Below are 19957 nucleotides of genomic sequence, written 5' to 3' on the forward strand. Positions count from 1 at the left end.
TCGCGCTCAGGCTGCGTTGCACAAAAACAGATTATTCCACGATTTTTTCGAATGGGGGCATCCTGGGGATGAGTCTTGTCAATGTGCATCCAGCCTGCCCGGTGGAACTGCTTTCCGTTGCATCGGAAATGTTTCCCTTTGTAAAGACGGGCGGCCTTGGGGATATCGTGGGCACCCTGCCCCCTGCGCTGTCGGCTTATGGAATCAGGACGCGCACATTGCTGCCGGGATATCCGGCCCTGCGGATGGTCCAGAGCGGCGGACGGTGTGTCGCACGGTTCGCGGACCTGCTGGGACATGAGGCGACGGTATGGGAAAACCGGTTGCATGGCAAAGATGTTTTCGTACTCGACATTCCAGAACTCTATGACCGTGCCGGCGATCCGTATGTAGGGCCGGATGGCAATGACTGGCCTGACAATGACATCCGCTTTGCCGCACTGGCCCGCGCGGCCGCCAACATCGCGCAGGGTGCGGCAGGAGGATACCGCCCCGACCTTGTGCAGGCCCATGACTGGCAGGCCGGGCTGACGGCGGCATACCTGCATTACGACCAGCGCCCCGCCCCGCCTGTCGTGCAGACGATCCACAACCTGTCGTTCCAGGGTTGTTTCGCGGCTTCTGCCCTGCCCCGCCTGGGCCTGCCCGCGCATGCGCTGTGCATCGACGGGGTGGAATATTACGGGCAGGTCGGGTTCCTGAAGGCCGGATTGTATTTTGCCGCGTGGATCACGACCGTCTCCCCCACCTATGCGCGCGAAATCCAGACGCCAGAAGGCGGGATGGGGCTGGATGGGTTGCTGCGGACACGGGCGCAGAGCCTTACGGGCATACTGAACGGCATCGATACCGAGATATGGAATCCCGAGCATGACCCCGACGTGCATTTTCCCTATCGCCTGCGCGACATTGCGGGGCGTGCGGCCAACAAGCGGGCGTTCCAGGCGGAATTCGGCCTGCCGCAGGACCCTGATGCGTTCCTGCTGGGGATTGTCAGCCGCCTGACGATGCAAAAAGGCATCGACCTGCTGCCGGACGTGGCGGCGGACATCTTTGGCGACAATATCCAACTGGTCGTGGTGGGAAGCGGAAGCCTGTCGATCCAGCGGGAACTTTCCATCCTGCAGCGCCGCTTCCCGCGCCGCTTCGCCTGCCATATCGGCTATAGCGAGGCGTTGGGCCATCGCATGCCCGCGTCGGTGGATGCGCTCCTGATGCCTTCGCGCTTCGAGCCGTGCGGCCTGACGCAGATGAGCGCGTGCCATTATGGCGGGGTGCCGATTGCCGCACGTGTCGGCGGGCTGGCGGATACCATCGTCGATGCCAATGCGGCGGCCCTGGCGGGGAAAGCCGCGACGGGGTTCCTGTTCTCTCCGGTGGAGGCTGCGACGCTGCTTGCGGCGGTCAGGCGCGCGCACGCGACTTTCCGCGACCGGCAGGCATGGGCCACCCTGCAGCGCAACGCCGTGGCATATGACGTGTCATGGTCGGGCAAGGCCGCGCAGTATGCCGACCTGTTCCGCATGGTTGTGGCACGCGCCCGGCCAAGGGAGGAAGCGGGTGGAAATGTCATCTCCCTTCACCATGCGGGCCATGCGTCCGCAACCGCCGCCCGGCGCCGGATTGCGCGCCAGCCCCGCCTGCGCGCCCCCCAGCCCCGTCCGGGGCGGCAGGGATGAAGCCGGGGCGCCCGAAGGTCCGGACATGCGCAAGGCGGTTGAGCAATGCCCAGGTTGGATGACAAGACACTCTATGCCCTGCCGCCGGGCACGGCGGACCTGCTGGATGGTACGTGTGGGGAGCCTTTCTCCATCCTGGGCCGTCACAATGCGGGGGCTGTCGATATCGTGCGCGTCTTCCATCGTGACGCGCGGCGGGTGCGACTGGTGATCCGTCGCCCGCATGGGGGATGGGCCGAACGTGCCATGCGCCGGATTGACGATACCGGCCTGTATATCGGCCATATCCCGGCGGGGGCGTCCTACCGCCTGCGGATCACGTGGGCGGATGGGGTGCAGGAGACGGAAGACCCGTATTCCTTTCCCGCTCTGCTGTGCGAACGTGAACTCGAACTGTTTTCCAGTGGCCGGGCCACCGGGCTTGACCAGATCATGGGGGCGCATCCCATGCAGGTCGATACGGTGGCGGGCGTGCGCTTTGCGGTATGGGCACCGCATGCGCAACGTGTATCGGTCATCGGGGATTTCAATATCTGGGACGGGCGGCGCCACCCGATGCGCCTGCATCCGTCGGTGGGGGTGTGGGAGATTTTCATTCCCGGCCTTGGCGCCGGTGAGCGCTATAAATACGAAATCCTTGATCGGCAGGGACATATTGTCCCGCACAAGGCGGATCCTTTTGCACGGCAGGCGGAAATACCGCCTGCCACGGCCTCTGTCATCGCCCCGCCGGCGCTCCCTGCATGGACGGATGGGGAATGGATGCGCGATCGCGCCCGATGGCAGGCGGATGACGCGCCCATCACGATATATGCGCTCCATGCCCCGTCATGGCGGCGGCCCAAGGGGGACCCGGCGCTGACCATGTCGTGGGATGCGCTTGCGGGCGCGCTCATTGCGCATGTCCAGGCGGGCGGGTTCACGCATGTCGGCTTCCTGCCGGTCATGGAACATCCTTCGGGCTGGTCATGGGGGTGCGTGCCGCTGGGCCTGTTCTGCCCTTCGGCGCGGCATGGGCCACCGGACGGGTTCGCGCGCCTTGTCGATGCCTGCCACGGCGTGGGGATCGGGGTCATCGTGGACTGGATCCCCGACCGCCTGTCGCCGGACCTGCATGGCATTGCCTGTTTTGACGGAACGGCGCTGTACGAACATCCGCACCCGCGCCCCCATGACCGCTCGGCGGCGGAAGGGACGCCGCTGTGCTACGACCTTGGCCGCCCGGAGGTCCGTGGCTTCCTGATCGCAAGTGCCCTGATGTGGCTGGAACATTACCATGTCGATGGCCTGCGCGTGGACCTGCGCGGGCATGTGGCGTGGCATGAGGATGAAATCACGGCGTTCCTGCGTGAACTCAACATGGCCATTGCGCAGCGGGTGCCCGATGCACTCGTGATCGCATCCGGCGGCCTGTCCGGTCCCGGTGTCACGATGCCGGCCGAACATGGCGGATACGGGTTTTCCTTCGAATGGAACCGCGCCATGCCCTGCCACCTGCGCACCTATCTCGGGCACGACCCCCAATGGCGTGGCCAGCATCACATGGACATGGTTGCGCTGTCGGGACAGGCATTTTCGGAAAAATATATCCTGTGCCATTCCCATGCGGATACGGCCCATGCAGCCCCTGCCCTGCTTTTGCGGTTTCCGGGCGATGCGTGGCGCAGGCATGCCACCTTGCGTATCTACCTGGCCTTCCTGTGGGCATGGCCGGGCAAGAAACTCATGTTCATGGGGCAGGAATTCGCACCGGATGTACCGTGGAACCCGGAAGGGGAACTGCCGTGGGACAGGGCCGACCTGCCGTTTGCCATGGGCACGCGTCGCATGGCGGGCGACCTCAACCGCCTTTACCGCGCCTGTCCCGCCCTGCATCGTGGGGACTGCGTGCCGGGCGGTTTTGCGTGGGTCATCGCCGATGATACGGCCAACAGCGTCTTTGCATGGATGCGCCAGGACCGCGACAACGCGCCGGTCCTGATCGTGTGCAACATGACGCCAGAAGTACACCACGACTATCATGTCGGGGTGCCCCATGACGGATACTGGCATGAGGTCTTCAACAGCGACGCCATCGAATATGGCGGTTCGGGCGTGGGCAATGCCGGTGGCGTGCACAGTCGCCCATACTGGATACACGGGCAGGCACATGCCTGCGTGCTGACCCTGCCGCCGCTTGGGGTCGTGTATCTCAGCATGGCGCGGGTGTCGCCATGACGCCGCCGTGGCCCGCCACCCTGCATGCGGGCAGGCCTTATCCGCTGGGGGCGACATGGGATGGGCTGGGGGTCAATTTCGCCGTGTTTTCCGCCCATGCGCAGCGGATCGACCTGTGCATATTCGACAAGGCGGGACGGCGGGAAGTCGCGCGGATGTGCCTGCCGGAATATACGGACGAGGTCTGGCATGGCTACCTGCCCGATGCCCGTCCCGGCCTGCTGTATGGCTTTCGCGCCTTTGGCCCGTATGACCCGCTGCGTGGACACCGCTTCAACCCGCACAAGCTGCTGCTCGATCCCTACGCGCGGGGCCTGCATGGTGCGCTGGTATGGTCCGATGCGCTGTTCGGATACCGGATCGGCGCGCAGCGCGGCGACCTGTCGTTTGACCGGCGCGACAGCGGTCAGGCGATGCCCAAATGTGTCGTCGGGGGTGGCGAGGCCTGCGAATGGGGCGATGACCGCCCGCCGGGTGTGCCATGGGGGCAGAGTGTCATCATGGAGGCGCATGTGCGCGGCATGTCCATCCTGCGCGAAGACATGCCGGTGGCCGAGCGCGGCACGTTCCGCGCCCTGTCGCATCCGCGCACCCTCGACTACCTGGTGAAACTGGGCGTGACCTCGCTTGAACTGATGCCGGTGCAGGCGTTCGCGCGGGACCGCTTCCTGCTGGAGCGGGGACTGACGAATTACTGGGGATACAGCACGCTGGGATTTTTCGCCCCGCATGCGGCATACCTGTCCGACGGGTCGCTGCATGAAATGCGCGTCGCCATCCGGCACCTGCATGCGGCGGGGATCGAGGTGATCCTCGACGTGGTGTACAACCACACCTGCGAAGGCAACGAACTTGGCCCCACCCTGTCGTGGCGCGGGCTGGACAATGCCAGTTACTACCGGCTTGTCCCGTCCGATGAGCGGCATTTCATCAATGATACCGGCTGTGGGAACACGCTGAACCTGTCGCATCCGCGCGTCCTGCAGATGGTCATGGATTCCCTGCGCTACTGGGCGACGGAGTTCCATGTCGACGGGTTCCGCTTTGACCTTGGCACCACGCTGGCGCGGGAATCCTATGGTTTTGACCCGTGTTCGGGGTTCTTCGATGCCCTGAGGCAGGATCCGGTGCTGTGCCGGTGCAAGCTGGTCATGGAACCGTGGGACCCGGGACCGGGTGGCTACCAGCTTGGCAATTTCCCGCCCGGACTTGCGGAATGGAACAACCGTTTCCGTGATACGACACGCCGGTTCTGGCGTGGCGACGCATTGCAGCGCGGGGACATGGCCGTGCGCCTGTCCGGTTCCGGGGACCTGTTCGACCGCCGGGGGCGGCGTCCGACGGCTTCGATCAATTTCGTGACGGCACATGATGGCTTCACCCTGATGGACCAGGTCAGCTATGCCGAACGCCATAACACGGAAAACGGCGAAAACGGGCAGGACGGGCACGCCGACAACCTGAGCGCCAACTGGGGCGTGGAAGGGCCGACATCCGACCCCGCGATCACCCATGCCCGCGCCCTGGTGCGTCGCGGCATGCTGGCGACGCTGCTGCTGGCGCAGGGTACGCCGATGCTGCTGGCGGGGGACGAGTTCGGGCAGACGCAGCATGGCAACAACAATGCCTACTGCCAGGATAATGCGACAAGCTGGCTGGACTGGTCCCTGCTGGAACATCCGCAGGGGCGCGCGATGCGTGATTATGTCGCGCGCCTGACCGCCCTGCGCCGTGCGCATCCATCGGTGCGCGGGGACACGTTCTGGCATGCCCGGCACTGCCCTTCGCCCGATATCACCGATATTTCGTGGCACGCCGCGGACGGCACGGCGATGACGCCGGAACGGTGGAACGACCCCAATGACCGCGTCCTCGGCCTGCGCCGCGCCTGCCGCTGTCCCGGCGGGGGGACGGATATCACGTTCCTGCTGCTCAACCCCGGCTTTCAGGAAGCCACCTGCACCCTGCCCGAAGCCGAAGGCGCGTGGGTACTGCTGCTCGACAGCGCGGACCCGTTCGGCCCCCTGATGGGGATGGAGGTTCCCCGGACCTTCAGGGTTGCCGCGTCCTCGGTGCAGTTCATGTCCTTTACCCCGCACAGTGTAGCGAAAGAGATCCCGTCATGAGCGCACGCCATGCCTATCGCACCACGATGGGGGCCACGCTGCTGGACCCGTCACGTACGCTGTTCCGCCTGTGGGCGCCTTCGTGCACGCAGGTCTCCCTCCTCCTTGACGGGTATCCCGACATGCCGATGCAGGCGGCGGCGGACGGGTATTTTGAATGTATCGCCCCGGTGGGGGCCGGGACGCGCTACCGCTATCGCGTCGGCCCGGACCTGATCGTGCCGGACCCTGCATCGCGCGCGCAGCCTGATGACGTGCATGGGCCAAGCATGGTGGTCGATCCCCGCGCCTTTGAATGGCGCAGCACCCAATGGAACGGGCGTGCGTGGGAGCAGGCCGTCATATACGAGGTGCATGTCGGCATTGCCGGCGGGTTCCGCGCCCTGTGCGATGACCTGCCACGGATTGCCGCCCTTGGTGTCACGGCCATCGAACTGATGCCCCTGTCGGAATTCCCGGGCGGCCGCAACTGGGGATATGACGGCGTGCTGCCCTATGCTCCGGAATCCTCTTACGGGACGGTAGATGACCTGAAGACGCTGGTCGATACCGCGCACCGTATCGGGCTGATGGTCTTTGTCGATGTCGTCTACAATCACTTTGGCCCGGATGGGAATTACCTGGCTGAATACGCAGCCCCCATGTTCCGCGCCGGGTCGCATACGGCATGGGGGGCGGCCCTGGATTTCACCGTGCCGCAGGTGCAGACCTATTTCCTGGACAATGCGCTGTACTGGCTGATGGAATTCCGTTTCGACGGACTGCGGCTGGATGCGGTGGATGCGATCACGCCGCGTGACTGGCTGCTGGACCTGCTGGCGCGCGTGCGCGACTGTGTCGAGCCGGGACGGCGTGTCCACCTGATGCTGGAAAACCGCAACAACGATGCCGACCTGCTGCGTCGCGGGTTCGATGCACAGTGGAATGACGATGGCCATAACGTCCTGCATGTCCTGCTGACCGGCGAGCATGAAGGATATTATGGCAATTTCGAAACCGGCACGACCCGCGAACTGGCCACGGTCCTGCGTGACGGGTTCCTGTTCCACGGACAGGTCGAACCTGTAACCGGGCTTCCGCGCGGCAGTCCGGGCGGTGACCTGCCTGCCACCAGTTTCATCCTGTTCCTGCAAAATCACGACCAGATCGGCAACCGCGCCTTTGGCGAGCGTCTGGACGCCCTGGCCGACCCGCGCGCCTTGCGGGTGGCCTATGCACTGCTCCTGCTGTCGCCGCAGATCCCGATGCTGTTCATGGGCGAGGAATGGGGCAGCACGCGCCCCTTCCTGTTTTTCACCAGCCACCATGCGGCACTGGGCCATGTGGTACGTGACGGGCGGCGAAAGGAACTGGCGGCGTTTTCGCATTTTTCCGACCCGGCGGTGCGCGAAACCATTCCCGATCCCAACGATCCCGCGACGTTCGAGGCCAGCCTCCTGCCGAAATCCGATCGTCAGTCGGCACGGGCGCAGGACCGGATCAACCTGACCACGCACCTGCTGGCGCTGCGGGCGAAATGGGTCATCCCGCGCCTGCGGGGCGCGCATGCGCTGGACGCGCGCGCAATGGGCGACAGTGCGGTCCTGGCGCGCTGGCGCATGAACGATGGCGCGGTCCTGACGATCATGCTCAATCTGGGGGCCGGGGTAGTGGCGGATGTTCCCCCCTGCGCCGACAGGCTGATCTATGCCTGCCCGGACGAGGCAACGCACGGGGGCGCGGGACTGCCGGGATATGCGATCCGGGTCTTCATGACGGAGGGAGGCCATGGATGAGCGCACCCTGTCCGCGCGCGCCCGCGCGCTGGGGCTGAGCCGCCGCTGGCGCGATGCCACGGGGCAGATGCGCCATGTCGGCAATGACAGCCTGCGTCACCTCCTGCGTGTGCTGAACAAGGAGGAAGCCGTGCTGCACGAGGCCCCGCTCCTGCCGCCGCTGGTGGTGGGAGAGGTTGACCGTCCCACGCCCCTGCCCGCGGGCGTGTTCCACGGGAAGGGGGCTTTCCGGCTGGAACTGGAGGATGGCGGCAGTGTGGAGGGCTTCTTGCATCCGCATGGTGATGGCACCTGCCTGCTGCCCGCCATGACCGTGCCCGGATACCATCGGCTGCACCTGCATGACGCCATGACGACGCTTGCCATCGCACCTGCGCGCTGTTGCAGCGTGGCGAAGCGTGCGGGGCGGCGTGATCCACGCCTGTGGGGGGTGGCGGCGCAGATCTATGGCCTGCGCATGCCGCATGATGGCGGCATCGGCAATTTCAGCGCGGTGGAATCGCTGGCGCGGCAGGCGGCGGCGCAGGGCGCGGATGCGCTGGCGCTAAGTCCCGTCCATGCGATGTTCGCCGCGGCCCCGGAACGGTACAGCCCCTATTCCCCGTCCAGCCGCCTGTTCCTCAATGTATTGCTGGCTGATCCGCACTGCGTTTTCAGCGCCCATGACATCACCATGGCGATGCACGCGCAGCACGAGGCGCCCGGCCTGCTGTCGCGTTTGCAGGATGCCGACCTGATCGACTGGCCGCGCGCGGCGCAGGTGCGGATGCGGCTGCTGCGCCGGTTGTATGACCATGTCATCGCCCCTGCCCCGCCTGCCGCCATGACTGAATTCGTAACCGCAGGGGGCGAGGACCTGCGTCGGCACGCCATATTCGAGGCATTGCACGCGCAGGAAATCCGCAAGGGCCCGCAGGGCGGGAACTGGCGCATGTGGCCGCCCTGCCTGCGGCGTCCCGATAGCGAGGAAGTGCGTGATTTCGCCCGCCTGCATGCCGCCGACGTGGAATTCCACGGCTTCGTGCAATGGATGGCGGCCACCAGCCTGCGCCGTGCGTGCGAGGGCGCGCGCAATGCCGGCATGAAGATTGGCCTGATCATGGACCTTGCCGTAGGCGTCGATCCCGGCGGAAGCCAGTGCTGGGCGCAGCACGCGCAGTTCCTCACGGGCCTTTCGATCGGTGCGCCCCCCGATGTGCTCAGCCCGATGGGGCAGAACTGGGGCCTGACCGGTTTTTCACCTGTCGGCCTGCGTCACCATGGCTATGCGGCCTTCATCCAGACCCTGCGCGCGGGGTTTGCCCATGGTGGGGGCCTGCGGATCGATCATGTCATGGGCCTGCAGCGGCTGTGGATCATACCCGAAGGCGGCAGCCCCATGGACGGGGCCTACCTTGCCTTCCCCGGCGCGGACCTGATGCGCCTGATCGCGCTGGAATCCCTGCGGCATGAGGCCATCGTGGTGGGCGAGGACCTGGGGACGGTCGCCCCTTCCTTCCGTCGCGATGCGCGCCGGCACGCCATCATGGGGATGAGTGTCCTGTGGTTCCAGCGCCATGCCGATGGCACGTTCATGGCGCCGCCGGAATGGGCGGCCGGGTCTATTGGCATGACCTCCACCCATGACCTGCCCACCGTGGCGGGATGGTGGCTGGGAAGCGACCTCGACTGGCGCGAACGCCTCAGGCAGGCCGGCCCGCGGCAGCACCTGCGCACGATGCGTGCACGCCGGCAGGAAGACCGCAGGGCGCTGTGGCAGGTTCTGGCCGGGGATGGACATGCTCCCCTGCCGCCGCTGACGCCCGAAGGCGCGCAGGCCGTGGTGGACGCGGCCGCGCGCTTTATCGGCATGTCCGCCGCCGAACTGGCGATCCTGCCGCTGGAAGATGCGCTGGGCCTTGTGGAGCAGCCCAACCTGCCCGGCACGGTCGATGGCCATCCCAACTGGCGCCGCCGCTACCCGGCCGGTGTGCATCCTCCCCTGTCATCGCCCGATGCCATGCACCGACTGGCGCTGCTGCGCAAGGGACGCGAAATGCCATGAACGAACTGCGCGCAACCGTCCGGCTGCAACTGCATGCGGGCTTTACGCTCGATGACGCCGCAGCACAGGTGCCCTATTTCGCCCGACTGGGGCTAAGCCATGTCTATGCCTCCCCCATCCTGATGGCGCGGGTGGGGTCGACCCATGGCTATGACACGCTGGATTACGGTCGCGTCAATCCCGAACTTGGCGGGCATGCGGCGCTGTGCCGCCTTGTCGCGCGCCTGCGGGAGCATGCGATGGGACTGATTGTCGATATCGTGCCCAACCACATGGCGGTCGGCGGATCAGGCAACCGCTGGTGGGAGGATGTGCTGGCCTGGGGATGTGCCAGCACGCGGGCGCATTATTTCGATATCGACTGGGACGCATTCGCCCCATGGCTGCAGGGACGTATCTTGGCGCCTTTCCTTGACCGTCCGTATGGTGCGGCGCTGCGCGACGGGATGCTGCGCCTTGCCCATGAGGCGCAAAGCGGCATGTTTTTCATCCATCATCATGAACACCGCTTTCCTGTCTGCCCGCGTCATCATGCCGCCCTGCTGTCCGATGTCGGCGCGCCTGCCGACCTGTGTGCCGAACTTGCCGCACTTGCCCCCGCGCCGGTTGCGGACTGGGGCGGCTACCCTGCCCTGTCGCGGCTGGCGGCATGGGCGGCGACGGCGGATGGGCAGGCCGCGATCTCACGGATTGTCGGGCGGCATGATGCGCGCACGGCCTGCGGGCGCGCGGCCCTGGATGACCTGCTGGGGCGGCAGTCCTATCGGCTGGCATGGTGGCGCACGACGCCGGACCTCATCAACTGGCGACGCTTTTTCGACATTACCGGCCTTGCCGCCTTATGCGTTGAGCATGAGGACGTGTTCGACGCCGTGCATGGCCACATCATCGACCTGTATGCGGATGGACTGATCGACGGGGTACGGGTGGATCATGTCGATGGCCTGAGCGAACCTGCGGCCTATTGCCTGCGCCTGCGCCAGCGCCTGATGGCCGTGCGGCACCTGCGCCCTGGCACCGCGCCGCAGCATCTTTCGATTCATGTAGAAAAGATCCTGCATGATCGCGAACATCTGCCCCCTTCATGGCAGGTGGAGGGAACAACGGGTTATGAGTTCATGGACCAGGTTTCCGCCGTGCTGCATGATCCTGACGGGACGGCGCTGCTTGATGGCCTGTGGCGTGACCATGCCATCGCGGACCCGACTTTCGCCGACACGGAACGCAATGCGCGGTCCCTGATCCTCAATGATGTATTTGCGGCCGAACTGTCGGGGCTGCAAACGCAACTGGCCATGATCGCGCAATGCAGCGCCGACACGCGTGATTACACCATGGGCCGCATTGGCAGGGTCCTTTACGCCCTTCTGGTGGAATTCCATGTCTATCGCACGTATTTTTCCGATGATGCGCAGGGTGGGCATCAGGCCGGTCATGCCGTGCTGAAGGCCGCGGCACAGGATGCACGGGCACATCTGTCGCCATCATGCCATGACATGCTGGACTGGATCGTGGGCATGCTGGGCCGGACGGGAATGCGCGATGTCTCCATCCGCGAGGCACAGCGGCGGTTTGAACACCTGACGGCCCCGCTTGCCGCCAAGGCGGTCGAGGACACATCCTTCTACCGTTATGGACGGCTGCTTTCGCGTAACGAGGTGGGGTCCGACCCGGGGCGGATGTCCCTGCCGGTCGCTTCCTTCCACAAGGAGAACATGTATCGCAGCAGGACATGCCCCGATACGTTGCTGGCGACTGCAACGCATGACCATAAACGTGGCGAGGATGCACGCATGCGCCTTGCGGTCCTGAGTGAGGTTGCGGCGCGATGGCATGATCTGGTCAACCGGTGGATCGTGGGCAATGCGCACCTGCGCAGGCGCCGCATGACGCCGGACCGGGTGGATGAAATGATCCTGTATCAGGCCATGCTGGGAGCATGGCCGCTGGAGCCATGGCCAGATGCCGATGCGCGGCAGGGATTTCAGGACCGTATAGTGGCATGGCAGGTCAAGGCATTGCGGGAGGCAAAGCGTCATACCAGTTGGACCGACCCGGATGCGGGATATGAAGAGGGCTGTCGCGAATTCACGCAACGCCTGCTGGACCCACGGGCATCGGGCGGTTTCATTGCCGACATGGATGCAATCGTGGCAACCATGGCGCCCGCGGCGGCGGTGAATTCCCTGGCGCAGCTTGTCCTGCGCCTTACGCTGCCCGGTGTTGCGGACCTGTATCAGGGGACCGAACTGTGGGATTTTTCGCTGGTGGACCCGGATAATCGCCGGCCGGTGGATTTCATGCTGCGTCAGGCAATCCTCCGGCAGGAAGGGTCGGTGCGCCAGCAGGCCGCGCACTGGCGGACGGGAGGCGTGAAGTTATGCCTTCTGCAGAAATTATTGGCCTTCCGGGCGCAATATCCACATGTGTTTTCCAAAGGTTCCTATGAACCGGTCGAGGTGTCAGGGCCGGCCGGGAAACATGTCATCGCATTCCTGCGACGGCATGACGGGATTGCGCTGCTTGTCGTGGTGGTACGTCACTGCTGGGGGCTCGTTCCCTCGCCCCATGACCTGCATCTTGATACTTCCCTGCTGGGACAGACATTTCTGCTGCTGACGACGCCTGCAAATACACAATGGCGCAGCATCGTGCATGAAGACCGGGTGCAGGCGCATACGAAGCGTCTTTCGCTGTCATTCCTTGAGGATGGTATTCCCGTTGAATGTCTGGTCCAGGTGGAGGGCGGGATTTCCTGATTTCGCTTATGCTGCCTTTATGTACACGGAATCCCTGTTTTTTCATGTGCATTTTGATGTTGAATCGAAATGAGATGGATGTCAGCGAAAAAGTTTCAGACAGGCATCGACTTTCCCTGAAAATAAATGTGTTCAGCCCGCCCCGCCCGGTGCCGCAAATAATCTGGATTCCGGACATTTTTCAAATTATGTTCTTTTTGTGGCGAGCGTCCGGATGCGGACGCGCCGCGTCAGATTCATGTCAGAACATCTTCACTCATCATCCTCAGGACACCTGCGCCGGAATGTCGGGCGGGCATGCCTGTGGTCGTATCTCCTGTCAGGAACAGGACTTTTCTGGTTCAACCCAATATGGATGGGGGCTGTCGTGCGTCGCGAAACAGAGCTTGATGCCGTGCGTGGCATTGCCGCGCTGGTTGTTGTCTTTTTCCATTTCTGGTTGATCATTCCCGATGAATGGAAATCACATGCGTATGTTGCGCATATGATGGGTGTATCCCTTACACCTGAAATGATTTTCCATTTCACGCCCTTACGCCTCATCATCTCGGGCTCTGGCGCGGTGGGGCTGTTTTTTGTGCTCAGCGGATATGTCCTGTCCCTTTCCATGGCACGTCAGGGCATGACGTCCTATGGACGTTTCATCGTGCGACGGATATTTCGGATATACCTGCCTTTTGCCGTGGTCATCCTGTTCAGTGCCGCCCTGCTGCCGATTGTCAAGGTGGCGCCCCTGCATGGGGTCAGCCAGTGGTTTGCGAGTGAGCCGTGGTCCATCTACCCGACCGAACAGGTCGTGACAGGCCATCTCCTGATGATCGGAACCGTACCACTCGTCAGTCTTGATAACCCGATGTGGTCCCTGATCATCGAAATGAGGGTATCGCTGATCTTTCCGATCCTGTTCATCCTTATGGAAAAATACAGGAACGAGACGCTGGCCTGTGTCACGGCCGCATATTTCTGTTCCAGCATTTTCCTCAACAGGCTGGGTGAAAACCCGCCGACCACTTTCATGCACAGCATGATATTCACCTTTGAATATCTGCCACTTTTTGTCGTGGGTATCCTTTTCTACCAGTTCAGGGAGCGGATATTCGGGTTTTATGGGGCAACCCGTCCCGTGATCCGCACTGTTGTCATGCCACTTGCGGTCCTGCTGCTGGGAACGCCGACCATAGGTCCGGAAAATGCAGTCGGGATCATGAAGAATCTCATATGGATCGTCTGCACGACCATCGGGTCGGTCTCGGTGATCTGCATTGCGATCAATAATGAAACGATCAGGTCATTTCTGCAGAAATCACATATGCAGGGCCTGGGGCATATTTCATACAGCCTGTATCTCAGCCACATGGTCGTCCTTCTTGTCATGGCCTATACGCTGCTGCAGTACATGCCGCTGTGGGGATGGGCGGCATTTGCGATGCCTGGCTGCGTCATGGTTGCGACAGCCTGTTTCTGGTGTGTGGAATCCCCCTGCATGCGGGCCGGTTACTGGCTGACGCGGCGGAGGTACCTCAAGCCCGAACTGGTCGGGTGAAACGGGCGGGGCCGTGCGGGTAAATTTGAAAATCACGAATAAATATAAAAACTTTCATCCTGGAAAAGACTTTTTACATGCACAACAGGAGTTGTCGTGTCATGAAAAAGATCTGCTTCGTTTTTGCCGCCCTGCTATGTTCATCTTCCGCGCTGGCGCAGTCCCTGCCGGAGAAGACAGGCATCAATTCCGTGCTCGGCGTGGCTCCGGCCACTGCCGACTTTGTCCGGGAAGTGGCTGTCAGCGACCAGTTCGAAATCCAGTCCAGCCAGTTGGCGCAGCAGGAGCACCTGACTTCCGTGCAGGAATTTTCATCCAGGATGATTGCCGACCACCAGGCCACCTCCGGGCAGTTGAAGGAAATGGTGCACAGTGGCGACCTGCAGGTTGACCTGCCCACGACCCTGGACAGCTCGCATCAGGACATGCTCGACCGGTTAAGGAAACTGCACGGAAGCAGTTTCGAGGAACGCTACCGCGCGCAGCAGATCAGCGCACACGAAAGCGCGGTTTCCCTGTTCCAGCGCTATGCCGACAATGGGGATAACATGAAGCTGAAGGCGTGGGCGGCAAAAACCCTGCCCACCCTGAAATCCCATCTGGAAATGGCGCGCAGGTTGCCGCAATAATGCCAGGGTGGACGGAATATATGAAAAAGCCGGAATATGAACCAGCCAGCGCCCGATGATGAACATCATGCCGGGTCCTTCATGCATGATTATGAACGTCGCATGGAACTGCTTGTCCGCAGGCTTCCGGTGCGGATCCAGTCCCTTGTACGCAGGTTGCGCCGCCCGTCCGCGCGGTGGATCAGGCTGCCGGTCGGCATCGTGCTGGTCCCGGCCGGTTCCCTGGCCATCCTGCCGGTCTTCGGCCTGTGGATGACACCGCTGGGACTTGTGCTGCTGGCCGAGGATATTCCCCTCCTGCGCCGGGGGGTGGCGCGTCTTCTGGCGTGGATCGAGCGCCGCCATCCGGGCTGGATGGGACTTCCTGAGGCAGGGAGGCAATCCTCGGCATAACCATGTCATAACCGCCTTGATGGGATCAGCAGGCCATGCCGCACGGAAGTCCCCTTGTCACCATTCTGGTCATAGGTCTCGGCCTTGCCTTCGTGCTGGGGACGGTGGCCAGCAGGCTTGGGTGCTCCGTTCTGGTCGGCTACCTTCTGGCGGGGATCATCATCGGCCCCTTTACCCCCGGTTTCGTGGCGGACCAGGACCTGGTCCCCCAACTGGCGGAAATTGGCGTCATCCTGCTGATGTTTGGCGTGGGGCTGCATTTTTCCGTCAATGACCTTGTCTCCGTCCGGGCCATCGCCATTCCCGGCGCAATGGTGCAGGTCGTCCTGTCGACGGTCTGCGGCATGCTTCTGGCCCACCTGCTGGGCTGGTCATGGGGCAGCGGCGTCGTCTTTGGCATGACGCTTGCCATCGCCAGTACGGTTGTCCTGCTGCGGACGTTGCAGGAACACCGCCTGATGGATACGCAGCGCGGGCATGTCGCGATTGGCTGGCTGGTCATACAGGACCTGCTGACGGTGATGGTCCTGGTGCTTCTGCCGGTCATGGCGCCACTGCTGAAACATGACCCGCATGCCGCCGCACCGGGGGCATGGCAACTCGTGCTGGCGGTGGCCCTGACCATCGGCAAGGTCGCCGCCTTCATCGCCCTGATGCTGATTGTCGGGCGGCGGTTGATCCCGGCGATGCTCCATTATGTCGCCCATACCGGTTCACGCGAACTGTTCCGCCTGTGCGTGCTGGCCATTGCGCTGGGGGTTGCGCTGACGGCAACGGAAATCTTTGGGGTTTCCTTTGCTCTGGGGGCATTCGTTGCTGGCATGGTGCTCAGTGAATCGCCACTGTCGCAGCATGCTGGCGCGGAAACGCTGCCCTTGCGTGATGCCTTTGCGGTGCTGTTCTTCATTTCCGTCGGCATGTTGTTCAATCCGGGGATCCTGCTGCACCATCCCCTGCCCCTTCTGGGGACGCTTGCGGTCATCATGGGGGCGACGCCGGTGCTGACGGTCGTGACCCTGCGCCTGTTGCGACAGCCATGGCAGACGGCGCTGTCGGTCGGGGCGGGCCTGGCGCAGATCGGGGAGTTCTCCTTCATCCTTGCCGCCCTTGGCGTGCAGTCGGGATTGTTGGTGGAGCGCGCGCGCGACCTTGTGCTGGGGGCATCGATCCTGTCCATCCTGCTCAACCCCGTCATGGTGGCGCTGGTGAACCGGGTGAACACCGCGCTGGACCGCCGTGCGCGCCTGCGTTCCGGCCCTGCGGCGCCTGAGGACCCGGTTGCGGCACTGCGCGGCCATGCCGTCCTGATCGGGTGCGGCCGGGTGGGGTCCCTTGTCGCCGAAGGATTGCGGGCGGATCATGTCCCGCTGCTGGTGGTGGAGGAAGCGGACATGCAGGTCCGTGCCCTGCGCGAACGCGGGATCGACGTCATGCTGGGCAATGCGGCCGATCCCGGACTACTGCCGCTGCTGGGGCTGGATCGTGCGCGTATCCTGATCGTGGCCATCCCCGATGCGTTCGAGGCGGGGGAAATCATACAGCAGGCACGTGGTCTCAGCCCCGAACTCGATATCGTCGCACGTGCGCATTTCGACAGCGCGGCGGACTACCTTTCCGAATATGGCGCCAGCCTGGTCATCATGGGGGAGCGTGAAATCGCGCGCGCGATGCTGGATTACGCAACCCGTGGGACGCCATCTGGCGGCCGCGCCGATCCTTCCCGCATATGAGGGCCCGTTGATGTCCCCTGCCGCCACCGTCGCCCACCGGATCGAAGATTACGCCATGATCGGCTCCACCCACAGTGCCGCGCTGATCCACCGCGATGGCACGATCCAGTGGCTGTGCATGCCGCGCTTTGATTCCGAGGCGATCTTCGCCTCCCTCCTTGGCACGCCCGATAACGGGGAATGGGCCGTGCGTGCCGTCGATCCCGCGGCGCGTATCTCGCGGCGCTACATCACCGATACGATGGTCCTTGAAACCACGATCGAAACCCCGACAGGCCGTGCCGTCGTGCTGGATTTCATGCCGACACCTGTCGACGGCGACCTGCATGAACTGGTCCGCATCATCCGGGGCGTCGAGGGGCATGTCGATTTTTCCGCCGAACTGCGCCTGCGCTTCAATTACGGGGAATGGATACCATGGGTGGAACGGCGCGAAGGGGCGATCTTCGCCTTTGCCGGCCCGGACGCCATCCGCCTGAGCAGCAGCGTAGACCTCAGCAACGCCAATTTTTCCACCACTTCGGATTTCACAATCGTCGCGGGGCAGAGTGTCGCCACGACGCTGGAGTGGTTTCCATCGCACAAGATCCCGCCCCTGCCCCGCGACCCCTATGCCCTGCTGCGCCATACCGAGGCGCAGGGACGGCTGTGGGCGGCGCAATGCACGTACGAAGGCCCCTATGCCGGGGTAGTGCGGCGTTCGCTCATGACGCTCAAGGCGCTGACGTACCACCCGACGGGGGGAATCGTCGCGGCCCCCACGACTTCCCTCCCCGAGGATCCGGGGGGAAGCCGCAACTGGGACTATCGCTACTGCTGGCTGCGCGACGCGGTGTGGACGCTGCATGCGCTGACGGTCTCGGGCTATATGGAGGAAGCCAGCGCATGGCGGTGGTGGCTGATGCGCGCGACGGCGGGCGCGCCGGACGGGTTGCAGGTCATGTATGGCCTGCATGGCGAACGCCGGTTGACCGAAACCACGCTCGATCACCTGGCGGGATATGAAGGCAGCCGCCCGGTGCGCATCGGCAATGCCGCGCATGAGCAGTTGCAGCTTGATGTCTATGGTTCCCTATTGGGGGCGTTCGATGCGGCGCGGCGTGATGGCCTGGCGGACATGGACGCGGTGTGGCCGCTTCAGTGCGCCATTGCCGAACGGTTGCTGGTCCTGTGGCGGCAACCTGATTCCAGCCTGTGGGAGGTGCGTGGCCCCAAGCGGCATTTCGTCTATTCCAAGATGATGTGCTGGTTCGCGTTCGACCGGATGATCGCCAGCGCAGTGGATTTCGGGCTTGACGGCCCGGTCGGGACATGGCGGGCCGCGCGTGAGGAAATCCATGCCGAGGTCTGTGAAAAAGGCTTTGATACGGCCAGCAACAGCTTCATGCAGTATTATGGCGCGGACCGTGTCGATGCCTCCCTTTTGCAGATTCCGCTGCTGGGCTTCCTGCCTGCCGATGATCCGCGCGTGCAGGGTACGATCGCACGGATCGAGAAAGAACTGCTGCATGACAACGTGGTCTACCGCTACCTGCCCGAAGGGGTGGCGGCCGATGGGCTGGAAGGGCGCGAAGGCGCGTTCCTCGCCTGCAGTTTCTGGCTGTGTGATGCCTATATCATGTCGCACAGGGTGGAGGAGGCCCGCGTCCTGTTCGAACGCCTGCTGTCCTATGGAAACGACCTTGGCCTGTTTGCCGAGGAATATGACCCGGTCGTCGGGCGGCAGCTGGGGAATTTCCCGCAGGCCTTCAGCCATTTCGCCCTTGTCCATACCGCCCACATGCTGGCGGGGGGCGTGATCGACGCCAGCGGGCAGCGACGCAGGAAGAAATAGCCGGTCCCTGTCATGTGCCGCAGTCGCAGCCCTGCCGCGCGACCCGCATGAAACCTTTTGTCGGATCACGCGCTGTAGTGGGCAATGAATCAAGGGAGGGAACAATGGATGTCATGAAATTTTCCTTCCATATGCAGGCGGAAAACCTGTCCCTGTTCCACTGGGTGCGGCGTGAACTGCATGCGTGTTTCGATTTCATCATGCATGAACCTCCCCCTGCGGAAATGCTCGACCTGCTTGACAGTTCGGACAGGGGGACGCCGTAGGGCGTATGGAAGGTCTCTGGCCGGCCCTACCAGTTTTCCTTCATGAGATGCACCACAAGGTCGGCACCCAGCGTGGTCAGGCGATCCACCAGGGCCTGCCCGGTCGTGGCGTCGCACAGGCGCGGGTCGGCCTGTGCGACGCCCCTGGTGGCGATTTCATCAATTTCGAGCGGGAAGTTGATGCTGGCCCCCTCGAACTGTGCCGTGGCGAACCCGTTGACCGGCAGGCCCATGAATTCATGGGCGCAGGCGGGTGCGGGACGCAGGTCGGGACGCACCAGTTCCGGAAACAGGGCCATTGCGACGCTGGAAAGCGGATTGCCACCATGCCCGGCAGACCGCCTTGCCGCATCCGCGTCCCCCATCACGTCGGCGAGCATGGCCGAGGCAATGCTCCACAGGTAGACGCACGGGATCACCACACCATGCCTGTGCCGCAGGGACAGCGTGACGTCATGGACCGCCTGCGCATTGCCGCCATGCCCGTTGAAGACGATGATGCGGGTCAGGTCATGCCGCAACAGGCATGACATCATGTCCGTCAGGACCGCGCGCAATGTCGCCTGTTCCAGCGCGATGCCCCCGACCACGCTGCCGAAATAGTCCGCGCCCCCATAAGGCAGGACCGGGGCGACATACGTCCCGATCCCGCGCGCGCGCGCGGCCTGCGCCACGCGGCGCGCGATTGCATCGGCGCACAGGTAGTCCCCCATGGGGGCATGGGGGCCCTGATCCTCATGGCTGCCAAGCGGCAGGATGATGACCGGATTGTCCGCAAGCGCGGTGCGTGCCTCCTCCGCCGTCAGTTCCGCCAGGCATATTTTGTCTGAGACCTGGAGGGATCGAAGAACCCTTGATTGATGTGCTTGGCCGGTAATTTCTGGGTTTTGGCGATTTGATTGACGGTTTTTGCGATGGCGTCCAGTCTGCGTTTTGAGCAGATTGGGAGTTGTCTCTCGCTG

Annotated in this window: 13 protein-coding genes; 12 read left to right on the top strand and 1 reads right to left on the bottom strand. The window is 63.5% G+C overall.

What is annotated here, in order from left to right; all coding sequences use genetic code 11:
- The first annotated feature begins 68 nt into the window (after positions 1-68).
- The 12 genes from glgA (at position 69) to KMAL_RS17095 (ending at position 18995) form a co-directional block, all read left to right on the top strand.
- Positions 69-1679, top strand: a complete 1611-nt coding sequence (gene glgA / locus KMAL_RS01060) for a glycogen synthase GlgA (RefSeq protein ID WP_110093897.1) — start codon at positions 69-71, stop codon at positions 1677-1679.
- A gap of 45 nt (positions 1680-1724) precedes the next feature.
- Positions 1725-3896 (top strand): 1,4-alpha-glucan branching enzyme, encoded by a 2172-nt coding sequence (gene glgB / locus KMAL_RS01065; RefSeq protein ID WP_110093898.1) that lies wholly within the window; start codon positions 1725-1727, stop codon positions 3894-3896.
- Positions 3893-6022 (top strand): glycogen debranching protein GlgX, encoded by a 2130-nt coding sequence (gene glgX / locus KMAL_RS01070; protein WP_180999705.1) that lies wholly within the window; start codon positions 3893-3895, stop codon positions 6020-6022. The genes glgB and glgX overlap by 4 nt, the downstream gene beginning before the upstream one ends.
- Positions 6019-7797, top strand: coding sequence for a malto-oligosyltrehalose trehalohydrolase (treZ, locus tag KMAL_RS01075; RefSeq protein WP_110093899.1), 1779 nt, complete (start codon positions 6019-6021; stop codon positions 7795-7797). The genes glgX and treZ overlap by 4 nt, the downstream gene beginning before the upstream one ends.
- The gene (gene malQ / locus KMAL_RS01080; protein WP_110093900.1) at positions 7790-9841 is read left to right on the top strand and encodes a 4-alpha-glucanotransferase; all 2052 of its coding nucleotides are present in this window, start codon (positions 7790-7792) and stop codon (positions 9839-9841) included. The genes treZ and malQ overlap by 8 nt, the downstream gene beginning before the upstream one ends.
- Positions 9838-12600 (top strand): malto-oligosyltrehalose synthase, encoded by a 2763-nt coding sequence (gene treY, locus KMAL_RS01085; protein WP_110093901.1) that lies wholly within the window; start codon positions 9838-9840, stop codon positions 12598-12600. The genes malQ and treY overlap by 4 nt, the downstream gene beginning before the upstream one ends.
- Positions 12601-12967: 367 nt before the next feature.
- On the top strand, positions 12968-14143 hold the full coding sequence (locus KMAL_RS01090) for an acyltransferase family protein (RefSeq protein WP_167400035.1): 1176 nt from the start codon (positions 12968-12970) through the stop codon (positions 14141-14143).
- A 101-nt stretch (positions 14144-14244) separates the two neighbouring features.
- Entirely contained in the window at positions 14245-14772 is a 528-nt protein-coding gene (locus KMAL_RS01095) for a DUF4142 domain-containing protein (RefSeq protein WP_110093903.1), read from the top strand.
- Positions 14773-14808: 36 nt separating this feature from the next.
- Positions 14809-15165, top strand: a complete 357-nt coding sequence (locus KMAL_RS01100) for a hypothetical protein (RefSeq protein ID WP_110093904.1) — start codon at positions 14809-14811, stop codon at positions 15163-15165.
- Positions 15166-15200: 35 nt separating this feature from the next.
- Positions 15201-16895, top strand: coding sequence for a YbaL family putative K(+) efflux transporter (gene ybaL, locus KMAL_RS01105; RefSeq protein WP_110093905.1), 1695 nt, complete (start codon positions 15201-15203; stop codon positions 16893-16895).
- Between the two features lie 10 nt (positions 16896-16905).
- Positions 16906-18729: a glycoside hydrolase family 15 protein gene (locus KMAL_RS01110; RefSeq protein WP_110093933.1), complete on the top strand. Its 1824-nt coding sequence runs from the start codon at positions 16906-16908 to the stop codon at positions 18727-18729.
- Between the two features lie 113 nt (positions 18730-18842).
- Positions 18843-18995: a hypothetical protein gene (locus KMAL_RS17095; RefSeq protein ID WP_167400034.1), complete on the top strand. Its 153-nt coding sequence runs from the start codon at positions 18843-18845 to the stop codon at positions 18993-18995.
- 26 nt (positions 18996-19021) lie between these two features.
- Here the strand turns inward: KMAL_RS17095 and KMAL_RS01115 are convergent, their stop codons facing one another.
- Positions 19022-19873 carry a creatininase family protein gene (locus KMAL_RS01115; RefSeq protein ID WP_110093906.1) on the bottom strand — a complete coding sequence of 284 codons (852 nt, stop codon included), beginning with the start codon at positions 19871-19873 and terminating at the stop codon, positions 19022-19024.
- Positions 19874-19957: the final 84 nt, after the last annotated feature.

This window comes from Novacetimonas maltaceti, assembly GCF_002906255.1.
Taxonomy (GTDB): domain Bacteria; phylum Pseudomonadota; class Alphaproteobacteria; order Acetobacterales; family Acetobacteraceae; genus Novacetimonas; species Novacetimonas maltaceti.